Raw genomic sequence first — 13,742 nt, 5'->3', positions numbered from 1 at the left:
TTGTGAGAAATGGCAGCAGGTATTGCGATGGGAAAACCAGAGAGGGTATTTTATTTCATAATTATGAAAGGAAGTGCCAAAATGAAAATCAAATGGAAAATCAGTTTAATTACCACCGGGATTATTGTCGCACTGACAACAGCAATTGTTCTTTTTATGCATAATGAAATGAATGCCTTAATTATGCGAGAAAAAACACAAGAACTGGAAAATTATTCGGGTGTAGGATTGCATCTTATCGACACAATTTATCCGGGCGATTGGAGCATTATAGACGATAAGCTTTATAAAGGGGACGTCGTCATCAATGACAATACAGAAATTATTGATGAAATTACCAATGGAGCGGATATATTAGTCACAATTTTCCAAGGCGATACACGTATAACTACCAATGTCTCAGATGCTAATGGGCAGCGCCAAGTAGGAACCCAGGCTTCCCAAGCGGTCGTCCAAAAAGTTCTAGAGCAAGGAGAACTATACTCTGGCATGGCAGATATTCTGGGCAGATCCTCGCACACGGTATATGTTCCCATTAAAGACAATGCTGGGGAAATAATAGGCATGTGGTTTGTGGGAGTTTATACAGAGCAAGTTTCTAAGGCGATTGATCAGGTTATGCTAATAATTGGAATAGCAGCGTTTGTATTGCTTATAATCAGTAGTGTGCTTATGTATCTTTTTGGAAGCCTTATCGCCAAAAAATTGTATATGGTTCAAGAACGCATGCAATCTATGGAGCAAGGGCGATTTGATATTGAGTTTCCCCCAAAATTGACCATGAGAAAAGATGAGATCGGACAGATTGCACGCTCAGCAGATATTATGAAAACTCAGATTACAGGTGTCTTAGATGAGATTAAGCAAGAGTCTCAGAAGTTAAAGGGCTCTGCGACAGAAGCGTTTGAAGATATGGAAATTGTCCATGCAAGTATTCAAGATATCTCTGCAACAACAGAAGAGCTATCCGCAGGGATGGATGAGACATCGGCATCGACACAACAGATGCATGCATCAGCGACTGAAATCGAAGAACGCATTGAGCAGATGAAGGATAAGACCTATTCAGGTGAAACGCTGGCAAAGGAAATTAAAAAGCGGGCAGATTTACTGAAAGAAGAAACCCTCAATTCATATAATAGTGCAACCGGCATTTATGAAAAGACAAATCAACAACTTCGAGATTCAATTCAAAAAGCCGATGCAATTGAAGAAATACGCGAATTATCTCAGACAATCATGGCGATTACATCCCAAACCAACCTACTGGCACTAAATGCTGCGATAGAAGCTGCACGTGCAGGTGAGGCAGGAAAAGGATTTGCAGTGGTGGCAGATGAGATTCGCAAGTTAGCAGAAGATTCCAACAAAGCGGTATCTAGAATTAATGCAATCACAAGTAATGTATCGGATACGGTAACAAGCATGGTTCAAGATTCACAGGAACTATTAGCATTTGTCGATACACAGGTGTTAAAGGATTACCAAGTGTTTGTAAAAACCAGTGACCAATATAACCAAGACTCAGATCAAGTGCAAACAGTGGTGATGGAGATTAATCATGTGGCGTTACAGTTGGTAGAGACGATTCGACAGATTCGCTTAGCTATTGATGAAATCTCTAGAGCCTCTATAGAAGGGGCAGAAGGCACGACACTCATTGCAGAAAAACTAACGGATATTGCTATGAAATCGGATGATGTGTTGACTCGAACAACGCAGAATCAAAACAGTGCAAACCGCCTAGATGAAAAGGTAGGATACTTTAACATTTAATTAATAACCAGCCATACAGCAGTACTGACCGAAGCTTTATATCGGTAGGGATTGCCTGTATGGCTGGTTTTTTATACAAAAAAAGAGCACCTAAGCTCGAAGCTTGGTGCTATTGTAAAGGATGAGGGGGAGAGTATTTAATATGTAAGAGGTAACTAATTCTTACAGATAAATAATACAATATAGTTGTGTATACAAAATGTATACTTTATGAACAATTTGTAAATTGTATAAAAGTATCATTAAGTTTCGTTTAAGAGTGTCATATGTAGATGGTCTTCCCACTGACCATTAATTTTTAAATATTGCTTAGCTAAGCCTTCTTCGTGAAAACCGAGCTTTTTTACAAGGCTTAACGAAGGGGTATTACGTGGCATAACGTTGGCTTCAATACGATGAAGATCCAATGTTAAAAAAGCATACTCAATGACTTGAATCATGGCTTCTTCCATATATCCTTGACGTGTATGCTGACAATCAATTTTGTAGCCGATATTACACGATTGAAAAACCCCACGAAAAATATTGGACAAGGATATGCTTCCGATGGGATGGGCAAGGTCTTCTTTTTTATATAGCCAAAACCTTACCATAGAAGATTCGGCTAATCCCTGTAAATCCCAGCGAAGGAGTTGACGCTGATGTTGTTTGGTATAAAAGTACGGTGGACGATAAGGCTCAAAGGGTTCGAAAAAATCCTTGTTTTCCATATAAAATGCCAAGACTTTTGAAGCTTGAGAAGGCGTAATTGTTTTTATAATAAGACGAGGGGATTCTAACTGTACTTTTCGCATACGATCTCCTTATAGGTCGATATATGTTTCTCTATTTAGTATATCATTTTCCAACACATTGGCAAGATTTTCTTGTAGATTAATCCGTATATAGGTATACTAAAAGAAAGTGTTTTTGAATGTAGAAAAACAATATGGGAGGATAAAAATGCAAGAGGTATTAAAAACGTACAAAGACCGACTTGTAAACATAAGCGGTCGCAATCGCAGTCTCATACTTAGGAAGGTACATAAAAAAAGAAGTTTTGACTTGTATCGTAGCTTTATCGAGCAAAATTTTGATGTCACATCTTTGGCGGAGTATATTCTTGGGGATATGTCAAAATCAATGGTGATTCTTGAAGATCCGTATAAAGTTCGTAAAAAACGATTGCAAGCGCTTGAAGAGGCGATTACGTTGGAACGTGAACAAGAATTTAGCGCCTTATCATCGATGATGAAAAAGCAAGAAGGTCTGTCTAAGGATGAAGAGCACATATTAAGACAGCGCCATCAGGAAATCGAAGAAAAATATCAGTTACATCAAGAGTCGCAAAAAAAGAAGATTGAACAAGACTATGAGACGGCGTTGATGCTGTCAAATCACCTGAGTTATCTACATCGTGAGACATTGGCTATTGAAAAGGAAACTGGAAAGTATGAACTATCCATCGGATTCCCGTTTGTGGAGGGGCGCTTTCGCGATGGAAGCTTCGTTCGAGCACCTTTTTTTCTTTTTCCTGTGGAGCTTGAAGTACATGGTAATACTTGGTCGATAAAAAACAGTGAAGCTAGAGACGCCATGGTGAATAAGGTGTTTTTATTTGCTGCGAATAAGTGCCATCAATCGGTAATCAAGGACTATGATACATTAGACCTTTCATCAATTAAGTCGGAAGCGATTGAAGAATTTGTGCGTAATGAGCTGGAGCAGATGGGGATGGTGACTGTTGATGATCGAATTCAATATGAAACGCTTCGCGGATATACCAATGCAACGCTACCTGAGTATGCACCGGGAGAATTGCTTATCAAATCTTACCTTGTGATGGGACAGTTTCCGATATCCAATGCAATCTATGCCGATTATGAGGCGTTAGAAGCACTTGATGGAGCCGAGACGATGAACCATAGCCTCTCTACGCTTTTAACGAATACAGGAGATGAAGAAATAGATACAGTGGCATTGACGAATACCTATCGTCAAAGCCTGTATACGATGATGCCTGTAGATTACAGTCAAGAGACTGCATTATCCACACTTGCGCAAACGGATCAAATGGTTATCTATGGACCACCTGGAACAGGAAAGTCACAAACCATTAGTAATATGGTCTCAGATGCGCTTGCAAAAGGTAAACGCGTTCTTGTAGTATCACAAAAACGGGCAGCGCTTGATGTACTGTATAATCGTCTCGCAGGGATTCAGTCAAAGATGATGCTCATTCATGATGCCAATAAAGATAAGAAAAGCTTCTATGATAAGCTACGTCAACAAGTAGAACAAGGCTTTGATATTGAAGGCATTGAGAACCGACAATTTTTTGAGGACAATGCAGCAAAGATTAATGAACATATTGAACAATTAGAATGTGTTGAACATGAACTGATCAGAGAGCGTCCATTTGGTATCACCCTTCAACAGATGTATAACAAATCAGAAGGTATATTTAGCCAGGAAGACCCTAGATATCCATATTATAAAGCTTTTCGTGAAGATAATCCGTTCATGCATTATACCTATGATGAGCTCAACCGTTCTTTTGAAAAGTTGAATAAGCAACCCTACATTGTGGATACATATCACAAATACGCTACCCTTGTGGACAACTACCCCTATCTTACATCGATTAAAGATAATCTGGATTTTATGGAGAAGGACCAGCTTATCAAGGTTTGTCATCACATTATGACGTATAAAGAAACCCTAGCTGCACTAGATTCAAAAATTTATGAAATTCTAGCCAGGGAATATTGCGCGGAGCAAAAGCCATTAACCCAAGAACTTGTAGACCTTTTGGCAAAAAATTATAATCAAGAGATGAATCAAGCACTTGTTGCAGAAGAAAAAATCAGCTGGTGGAATTTACCCAAGTGGGTTAAGCATGCAGCAAAAACAAAAGAGCGCAATGGGAATCGCCAACGATTTGAACAAGAGCAACAAAAATACATCCAGTACTTTAGCGAACACTCGAAGGTCTTAAATGCTATGGGTCAAGAAGTGTCTAAGCTCATGGAAGGTTTTGTTAAAGATGGCAAGCGCAAGGTATCTGAGGCAATGATGAATCCAAGCACTTTTTTTGACCAAGTCAAAAACATTGAAGCAAGTATTAAAAATTATGCCTATTATCAAGAACTTACCGTCAGTATTTTTGGTCTGGAAGATATTGATGTTAGGCTTTTGGAATATGCATTTACCCACGGTCAAGATGTAAAATATATGGAAATTATGCTGGATAATCTTCTAGAATTTATTGTCCTAGAACATATCCAGGTCATTGAAAAGACTGAGGAATTTAATGCGTTTTATCTTTATTATCATCAGTTCAATCAGATTACGGATGGGATTCAAGATTTGATGGAACAAAATGAACGTCAGACCGCAAAGATTATCCATAGCTACTGGAATGATCAAATGCAGATATTTTTAGGTGATGCCAACTACAAAGAGATGCGCCGTCAGGCAGAAAAAAAGAGACGCTTATGGCCTATTCGTAACCTTATTTTTGAGTTTACCAATTTGCTGTTTACGCTTTATCCTTGTTGGTTGATGAGCCCGGAAACTGTATCAGAGATACTTCCGCTGCAGAATAACTTGTTTGATGTGATTATTTTTGATGAGGCTTCGCAGATGTTTGTAGAAAACGCCATACCAACCATATACCGTGGAGCTAAGATTGTTATTGCAGGAGATGATCAGCAGCTTCGACCTACATCGGCATTTATGGCGCGTGTGGATGACGAAGAAGAAGAGATAATAGATATAAAAACGGCGGCAGCCCTTGAAGAAGAAAGTTTGCTAGATCTTGCTAAGGTAACGTACACGCCAGTTCATTTAAACTATCATTATCGTTCGGAATTTGAAGAATTGATTCAGTTTTCTAATCATGCTTTCTATAGTGGTCGACTTAATGTATCGCCAAATCGTGTCAAGTGTAACTTTGATAAGACCGCACCGATTGAACGCATTAAAGTTGACGGACGATGGGAACAGCGCCGCAATAACGTCGAAGCCAATCGTATCGTGGAATTAGTGGACCAATTGCTTCGAACACGCAACAATAATGAAAGCATTGGAATTATTACCTTTAATATTAGTCAAAAAGACTTGATTGAAGACCTTTTAGAGACGAGATGCCAAATTGATGAAACCTTCAAAACCCTTTATATGGAAGAACGACAGCGGCGCCGTAAAGAAGAAGATGTATCTATATTTGTAAAAAATATTGAAAATGTCCAAGGGGATGAACGGGATATTATTATTTTTTCGGTGGGATATGCACCCAATGAAGCCGGGAAGATCTCAATGAATTTTGGATCGCTTTCGCAAGACGGTGGTGAGAACCGACTCAACGTAGCCATTAGTCGTGCAAAGAAAAAATGCTATGTCATTACATCCATTGAACCGGAGGCGTTGACCGTTTCAAAGACAAAAAATCGTGGAGCAAAACTGTTCAAACAATACCTGCAGTATGCCAAAGAAGTCTCCGAGCAAAATAAGGAGCGACAGGATTTATTACTGCACCGAATGTCTGAATTTGAAGCAAAACCAAAAGATGAGACAGAAGGATTTGTTGAAGAATTAAGTGTCGTACTTCGTCAAGAAGGATTTTGTGTGGATAATTATATCGGACGAGGACGCTATCAAATCGATGCGGCTATATGGGATGAAAATAGACAGGCCTATATTCTTGGTCTAGAGACAGATAGCGCAGTCTATCAAAGTGGACAAAGTCTGTTAGAACGTGATATTTATCGACAACGTTTTTATCAAACAAGAGACTGGGATGTGTTGCGGGTCTGGAGTTATGATTGGTGGAAAAATAGAGAACAAGTTATTCAGCAGATTAAGCATCACCTAGACCAAAAAGCACAATTGCCGACACAGGTATCGCAAAAGGCCGAACAGACAACTTTATATCATCTGGCTCAACAGTCGGAAGAGGCGGTGTGTTGGTATCAGGACAAAGTGCGCTTGATTGATAAGGCTTCAGAAGAAGTGTTTGAAGTACATATTGATGGAGAGACAGAAGAGGAGTTGAATGGATTTAAGTGCCAATTGCTCAATAAAAAAATAGGCGATACTTTTGCGTATCGCGATTATGAGTATATTATTGAAAGCATTATTAAGTTTAATCCATAATAGATTTATTCATATCCGCGAAGCGATAGCGTCGGATGTATTTGTGAAAGGGACTCAAGCCATGGAGTGAGGGTCTCTTTTTCAATGCAATGGTATACGGTCGGGTTAATCTGCATAGGACTATAGACATATTTTTGTAGATGCCAAGGTGTTGATGGAGCGACGCCTAAGGTGGATATCCATTGGGTGATGGCTTCAAGCTGTGCATAAGTGTGGAATTCGCTGATGAGAGTGGTGCGAAGCTCATAGGAAAAATCGATACGCCTATACTTGGTTAGTAATTTAAGGCTCGAAGCGATAGCGTCTATGTCGATGGAGCATCCACATGTTCTTTCGTATTCGCTTGGACTGTTTTTTATATCCATAGCGACATGATCAAGGAGTTGATTATCCAGTAACCTAGACAGCATCTTTGGATTGGAACCATTGGTATCAAGCTTGACTTTAAGCCCTAGAGCCTTGATTTGATGGAGTAATCCTTCTAAATCCTTATGAAGTGTAGGTTCTCCTCCGGTGATACAGACACCTTCAATAAGATGACGGCGCTTGCGAAGCGTAGATAAAATAGTCCCTTGGATATTGTTTTGGTCTGCACATGTGTTTGCCGGGGCTATTAATTCACGATTATGGCAAAATGGACACAAAAAATTACACCCTTGTAAAAAAAGGGTGGAAGCAAGATGATTCGGATAATCAAGTAGTGTTGTTTTATTTATTGCTGTTATATACATAATAACTCCGTTGTTTATTGTGGTATAGAGTGGTTAATAGTCATTTGCGCTTTGTTCATAATTCATCTCAATCACAGAATGATCGGTGTCAGAGCGCTTTGTGTGGAGGGATTTTGTAATTTTATCAAGGGAAGCATATAAATTACTAAAATCATCATTGTTCATCGAGATAACATAACGGTGAATGAGTTGATTATATTGAGATTGAAAAGCGTCGAGTTTCATTCGGATATGCTTAATCTTGCGTTCAAGAGCGGCAAGGTGCTGATGGGCATCCCCTTCAATAGTGTCAGCTTTTTTTTCAGCGTCCTCAACAATCTTGCGGGCAGTCATCTCTGCATGTACCATGGCATTGGTTACAGCTTCTGCATTAGCTTTGTGTTGTTTGAGTTCTTCATTTAGTAAGAATATGTGATGGTCGACTTGTTCGGGGTCATATCCGCGCTTAACAATGGTAAAATTCTCCAATTAATTCTCTCCTCTCAATGAAAAAATAGTCATCCTCAACAATAACTAGGTATATTTTACCATGCGGGTAAATGGAATTCAAGGGAATTGGGATGACAATCCAAAAAAAATAAAAAATTTTGACGGCATCTAAAATTTACATTACAATAAGGACAGTAATATGGGAAAATAACAAGAAATAATGAGGTTAATCAATGAATGAAGAAAAAGACATAGACTATATGAATACAGCACTTGATGAGGCGAAAAAAGCCTATGCACTCAATGAAGTTCCTATCGGTGCCATTATTGTACATGAAGATAAAATTATAGGGCGCGGGTATAACCGACGCAATACAGATAAGTCGACACTAGCCCACGCGGAGATTCTTGCTATGCAAGAAGCGATGGCGTATATAGGGGATTGGCGTCTTGAAGAGACGACGATGTATATTACGCTAGAACCCTGTCCCATGTGTGCAGGGGCCATTGTGCAGGCGCGTATTCCACGCGTGGTTATTGGAGCGATGAACCCCAAAGCAGGAAGTGCCGGTTCGGTAGTGAACCTGTTAAATGAACCGGGGTATAATCATCAAGTAGAGGTCACTTATGATGTGTGTCATGATGCGTGCAAGGGGATTCTCCAGGAATTTTTCAAGGAACTTCGTGAGCAGAAGAAACGCTTGCGTTAACCATTTCAATAAAGTTTTTACGATATTGAAGAGGGGTTAATTCTTTAAAAGATTTAAACTGTTCTATAAAGTAGCTTGTTGTAGAAAAGCCCACAGATAATCCGATATCTGTAACGCTTTCATCTGTCGTTGTAAGGAGGTTGGCGGCTTTGGTGATACGCATAAAATTCACATAATCGCTAAAGTTTTGATGCATCTTTGCTTTGAAAAAACGAGAAAAGTAACTATAACTCATGTTGCACAGTTGGGCGACTTCCTTGACGTCGATTAGGTGCATATAGTTCGCATCTACATAATCAAAAACTTTTTGCAAACGTTGGATATTCTGCGCATTTAAGCTGTGGTCTAGATTTAGCTCAATACTTTTTTCGTTCCAACTTCGCAAAATCCATAAAAATATACGCCCGATATGATTTCGAATGGCAAGTTCGAAGCCATATTTTTTTTCGGCATCTTCTTGAAGGATTTGACCGAGTAGGTCAGGAATGAAGGTATCGTTGATTTCTCTGGCAGGGAACCGCTTTTGGTGGGTAGCGGACTTTAAGGTAAAAGGAAGAACATATTTTGTCTCAAAAATGCTCTCAGGAGTGGAGTATAAAAGTTCAGGTTTGAAGCGGATAACGATATATTGATTTTTTTCTTCGGATAGAGCAAAGACATGGTGCACCTCCATCGAATTGATAATCATCATATCTCCGCGATCAATTAAAAAATCAATTCCATCTAAAATAACGCGAAATTGTCCTGATAGACAGTAGAGAATCTCGATATGGGTATGATAATGAGCACCGACCATTGTCGAGCGTCCGTCAGATTCCTGAAGGTGAGATTTAAAGGGATAAGCGATACCGTTTTCAACAAATTTTTCATCTTCATAAAAACCAATCATAAAAATTTCCTTTCGTATATTCATAAGCTATGACAAATTTGTGGTATTTTTCTATAGATTCATTATAGTATAAAACAATGGAGATGACTATACTTAATATTATAAATAATATATGCAACACTAGAAGAACAAGGAGGTTTTACAATGAAAAAAGTTAAAGTAGGTATCATTGGGTGTGGTGGAATTGGAATGCAAAAGCATTTACCTGCGCTGTCAGCAGTGGAGGAAGTGGAAGTAGTTGCATTTTGTGACCTTATAGAAGAACGTGCAGTTAAGGCGGCAAAAGAATTTGGAACTAAGGACGCGAAGGTGTATACGAATTACAAAGAATTACTTAAGGACAAAGAGATTCAAACCATTCACGTCTGTACACCGAATAAATCCCATAAAGATATCAGTATCGATGCGCTTCATGCGAACAAACATGTGTTATGTGAAAAACCGATGGCAAAAACAGCTGCAGATGCAAAAGCCATGTTACAAGCAGCAAAAGAGACAGGTAATCTTCTGTCGGTTGGATATCAAAACCGATATCGTGAAGATAGCCGATATTTGCACAAAGCTTGCCAACGAGGCGATTTAGGTGAGATATATTTTGCAAAAGCACATGCGGTACGCCGACGTGCAGTCCCAACATGGGGCGTGTTCTTAAACGAAGAAGAGCAAGGTGGAGGACCGTTAATTGATATCGGAACGCATGCACTGGATTTAACTTTATGGTTGATGGATAACTACAAAGTTAAAAGTGTCAAAGGAAGTGTCTATAAAAAACTTGGGGACCAAACAGAGACAGGTAATGCTTTTGGTGACTGGGATCCAAAAGAGTTTACAGTAGAAGATTCAGCTTTTGGTTTTATCACCATGCAAGATGGGGCAACAATTATTTTAGAATCCAGCTGGGCGCTTAATACTTTAGATAGTGGTGAAGCCAAGACTACTCTTTGCGGAACCAAAGCAGGTGCCGATATGCGCGATGGATTACGCTTTAACATGGCGGACCTTGGAAAACTTGTTGAGAAAAAACCGGCGCTTGGAGCGGATGGTGTAGACTTCTATGAAGGCGGAGATGATAAGCCGGAAGTGATTGAAGCCAAAACTTTCTATGATGCGGTTATTCATGGAAGTGAACTTGTTGTTAAGCCTGAACAAGCGCTTGTGGTTACAGAGATTTTAGAAGCTATCTATGAATCCGCTCGCACAGGAAAAACAATCGAGTTTGATTAAGAGGCGTTGAACTAAGAGGAGGATATTATGAAATCAATATATGCACAACTATACTCGGTGAAGGATGCTATGGAAAAGGCATATATGCATACTTTGCGCGAGATTGCATTGATGGGCTATAGCGGAGTTGAATTTGCCGGTTACGGGGGATATAGTGCCAAGGAACTACGAAAAGCCTTAGAGGCATTGAATATAACTTGTCTTTCATCACATGTATCCATTGAACGTTTAGAGGAGAATCCAAAAGGTGAGATGGAGTATTTAAAAGAACTTGGCAGTGAATTTATCGTGTGTCCATACTATGATATAAAAACAATCGAGGATGTCAAAGTGCTCGCACAGAAGCTAAATCACATCGGTGAAGTAGCAAAAAATTATAATATTAAGCTTTTGTATCACAATCATGCACATGAGTTTGTCAAAGACCAAGATACGTATTTATTGGACCGATTGTTTGAGAATGTAGAACCCGGGAATTTGTACCAACAACCGGATTTATACTGGGTGGCATATGCAGGCATTGATCCGATTCAATATTTGGAAAAAATAAAAGATCGTTCGCCGATTATTCACTTAAAGCAGATGGAAAATATGCAGACTAAGAAAAATGTAACCGCAGATGCAGGTGTTATTGATTTTAAAAAAGCGGTTGAGACAGCAGATAAAAGTGCGTTTGTTTATGAACAAGAAACGATGGACATAGATCCGTTAGAAGCGATGAAACGTTCCGTTAATTATTTGAAAGAGGTGTAAAAATGAAATTATCCGTATTAACAGTGCCATTATATGGACTAAGTTTTGAAGATGCTATTATTAAATTAAAAAACATGGGTGTAGAAGCGCTTGAGGTAGGTGCAGGTGGTTATCCTGGAGATACACATTTAAACACAAAAGCGTTATTAGAAGATGATGCAAAGGTTGAAGGCGTTAAGGAATTATTAAAAAAACATGATATCGAGATTGCCGCTTTGGCATGTCATGGAAACCCGGTACATCCCAATAAAGCGATTGCAAAAGATTTTCATGATCAGTTTGTCAACGCAATTTTGTTGGCTGAAAAGCTTGGAATTGATACCATTGTTGGATTTTCAGGTTGTCCTGGTGACAGTGAAAGTTCTCAAAAACCTAACTGGGTAACATGCCCATGGCCGGAAGACTTTAGTGAGATTCTTGAGTACCAGTGGAATGACGTGCTTATTCCTTATTGGAAAGAAACTGTAAAATTTGCTAATGCGCATGGAGTAACAAAAATTGCTCTTGAGATGCATCCGGGATTTTGTGTATATAATCCGGCGACACTTTTACGTTTAAGAGAAGCGGTTGGCGATACTATTGGAGCTAACTTTGATCCATCACATCTATACTGGCAAGGTATGAATCCGGTAGAATCCATTAAAGCGTTAAAAGGAGCTATCTATCATTTTCATGCAAAAGATACGAAGATTGATGCGCATAATACGCAAGTGAACGGTGTGCTTGACAACCGCCACTATGGTGACGTGCTTAACCGTTCTTGGGTCTTTAGAACTGTGGGTTATGGACACGGACAGCTTGAGTGGAATGAGATGATAAGTACACTACGTGCGGTAGGTTATAACGGAGTCGTCAGTATTGAACATGAGGATGGCTTAATGTCAATTGATGAAGGATTGACAAAAGCTGTAAACCTATTAAAAGATGTATTGATTCATGAGACCCCGACAGATATGTGGTGGGCATAAGGAGATAGAAAAAATGTATACACTTGGAATTATTGGCTATGGTGGGATGGCAGACTACCATGTCAAACAATTAAAAAAATACAAACGTCTTAACGTTAAGGGCATTTATGATGTGAATCCAGAGCGTGGTACTGTTGCAAAAGACAATGGACTCATCTCTTATGAAAGTAAAGAAGCCTTGCTTACAGATAAATCAATCGATATCGTACTGATTGCGACGACCAATGAAGTTCACAAAGAATTATCGATTGAAGCACTTAGAGCAGGCAAACATGTCATTTGTGAAAAACCGGTGACCATGAATTCAGAAGAACTCTTGGAGATTATGGAAGTAGAAAAACAAACAGACAAACTCTTTACCATTAATCAAAATCGCCGAACCAATAAAGACTTTGTATTAATGCGCCGTAGTATTGAACAAGGACTTATTGGAAAGCCTTATGTGATTGAATCTCGTGTGGAGGGATCACGAGGTATGCCAAAAGGATGGCGTACGATTAAATCCCTTGGTGGTGGAATGATGCTTGATTGGGGTGTGCATTTAATTGACCAATTGATGCATATGATTCCTGAAAAGGTTGTTGATGTCTATTGTAAAATGTATAGCATCGAATACCCTGAAGTGGATGATAACTTCCGATTGGTGATGACGTTTGAAAGTGGACTTAGTGCACAAGTGGAAGTCTCAACCAATAATTATATAACGCATCCGCGTTGGTATGTTTTAGGAACACAAGGAACCCTTCAAATTGATGATTGGGATTGTCATGGTCAGATTGTTCGATGTATTGACAAAGAAAACACATGGGAAGATGAGATTGTCTATACTAAGGCAGGCCCGACAAAGACGATGGCGCCTAGGCGTAGTGAATCAACAGAGACAATTAAGCTAAGCGAGCCCATGGATGTTACTGACAGCCTGACGGTAGTTTATGATGGCTTGATTGATGCAATCGAAGGTAAAGCGCCACTTAGTGTAACTTCCGCTCAAGCGCTTGAAGTGATGAAAGTCATGGAAGCGGCGTTCTTTTCCCATGAACAGAAGTGCTCGATAAAATTGTAATGATGGTAAGAATATAAGAAAAAAGATTATGCGGTATAATCATATCGCATAATCTTTTTTTGT

11 protein-coding genes are annotated in these 13,742 nt (G+C 39.3%); 7 read left to right on the top strand and 4 right to left on the bottom strand.

The genetic code is table 11. The features are described 5' to 3' along the window. Positions 1-81: 81 nt before the first annotated feature. Complete coding sequence (locus tag QBE53_14775; GenBank protein WZL81049.1) at positions 82-1,776, top strand: methyl-accepting chemotaxis protein; 1,695 nt, start codon at positions 82-84, stop codon at positions 1,774-1,776. A gap of 242 nt (positions 1,777-2,018) precedes the next feature. On the opposite strand, the gene QBE53_14770 is transcribed toward QBE53_14775, so the two are convergent. Continuing rightward, complete coding sequence (locus QBE53_14770) at positions 2,019-2,570, bottom strand: GNAT family N-acetyltransferase (GenBank protein ID WZL81048.1); 552 nt, start codon at positions 2,568-2,570, stop codon at positions 2,019-2,021. A gap of 148 nt (positions 2,571-2,718) precedes the next feature. On the opposite strand from QBE53_14770, the gene QBE53_14765 reads away from it, so the two are divergent. Continuing rightward, the gene (locus QBE53_14765; GenBank protein WZL81047.1) at positions 2,719-6,912 is read left to right on the top strand and encodes an AAA domain-containing protein; all 4,194 of its coding nucleotides are present in this window, start codon (positions 2,719-2,721) and stop codon (positions 6,910-6,912) included. A gap of 5 nt (positions 6,913-6,917) precedes the next feature. On the opposite strand, the gene QBE53_14760 is transcribed toward QBE53_14765, so the two are convergent. After that, positions 6,918-7,643: an anaerobic ribonucleoside-triphosphate reductase activating protein gene (locus QBE53_14760; protein ID WZL81046.1), complete on the bottom strand. Its 726-nt coding sequence runs from the start codon at positions 7,641-7,643 to the stop codon at positions 6,918-6,920. A 33-nt stretch (positions 7,644-7,676) separates the two neighbouring features. Next, positions 7,677-8,111: a hypothetical protein gene (locus QBE53_14755; GenBank protein WZL81045.1), complete on the bottom strand. Its 435-nt coding sequence runs from the start codon at positions 8,109-8,111 to the stop codon at positions 7,677-7,679. A gap of 194 nt (positions 8,112-8,305) precedes the next feature. On the opposite strand from QBE53_14755, the gene tadA reads away from it, so the two are divergent. Next, positions 8,306-8,782: a tRNA adenosine(34) deaminase TadA gene (gene tadA, locus QBE53_14750; GenBank protein ID WZL81044.1), complete on the top strand. Its 477-nt coding sequence runs from the start codon at positions 8,306-8,308 to the stop codon at positions 8,780-8,782. On the opposite strand, the gene QBE53_14745 is transcribed toward tadA, so the two are convergent. Then, positions 8,745-9,671, bottom strand: a complete 927-nt coding sequence (locus QBE53_14745; GenBank protein ID WZL81043.1) for an AraC family transcriptional regulator — start codon at positions 9,669-9,671, stop codon at positions 8,745-8,747. The two genes, tadA and QBE53_14745, sit on opposite strands and share 38 nt — an antisense overlap. Positions 9,672-9,815: 144 nt before the next feature. Between QBE53_14745 and QBE53_14740 the strand changes: the two genes are divergently transcribed. The 4 genes from QBE53_14740 to QBE53_14725 are packed head-to-tail and all read left to right on the top strand — an operon-like array spanning position 9,816 to position 13,679. Continuing rightward, positions 9,816-10,895, top strand: a complete 1,080-nt coding sequence (locus QBE53_14740) for a Gfo/Idh/MocA family oxidoreductase (protein WZL81042.1) — start codon at positions 9,816-9,818, stop codon at positions 10,893-10,895. A gap of 27 nt (positions 10,896-10,922) precedes the next feature. Next, positions 10,923-11,648, top strand: a complete 726-nt coding sequence (locus tag QBE53_14735; GenBank protein ID WZL81041.1) for a sugar phosphate isomerase/epimerase — start codon at positions 10,923-10,925, stop codon at positions 11,646-11,648. Between the two features lie 2 nt (positions 11,649-11,650). Further along, positions 11,651-12,616, top strand: coding sequence for a sugar phosphate isomerase/epimerase (locus QBE53_14730; protein WZL81040.1), 966 nt, complete (start codon positions 11,651-11,653; stop codon positions 12,614-12,616). Positions 12,617-12,629: 13 nt separating this feature from the next. Then, a complete protein-coding gene (locus QBE53_14725) occupies positions 12,630-13,679 on the top strand; it encodes a Gfo/Idh/MocA family oxidoreductase (GenBank protein ID WZL81039.1) in 1,050 nt (349 codons plus the stop codon). Positions 13,680-13,742: the final 63 nt, after the last annotated feature.

The organism is Vallitaleaceae bacterium 9-2 (assembly GCA_038396585.1).
In the GTDB taxonomy this organism is placed as follows: Bacteria; Bacillota; Clostridia; order Lachnospirales; family Vallitaleaceae; genus UBA1351.
This window is presented reverse-complemented; position numbering and strand designations above follow the sequence as displayed.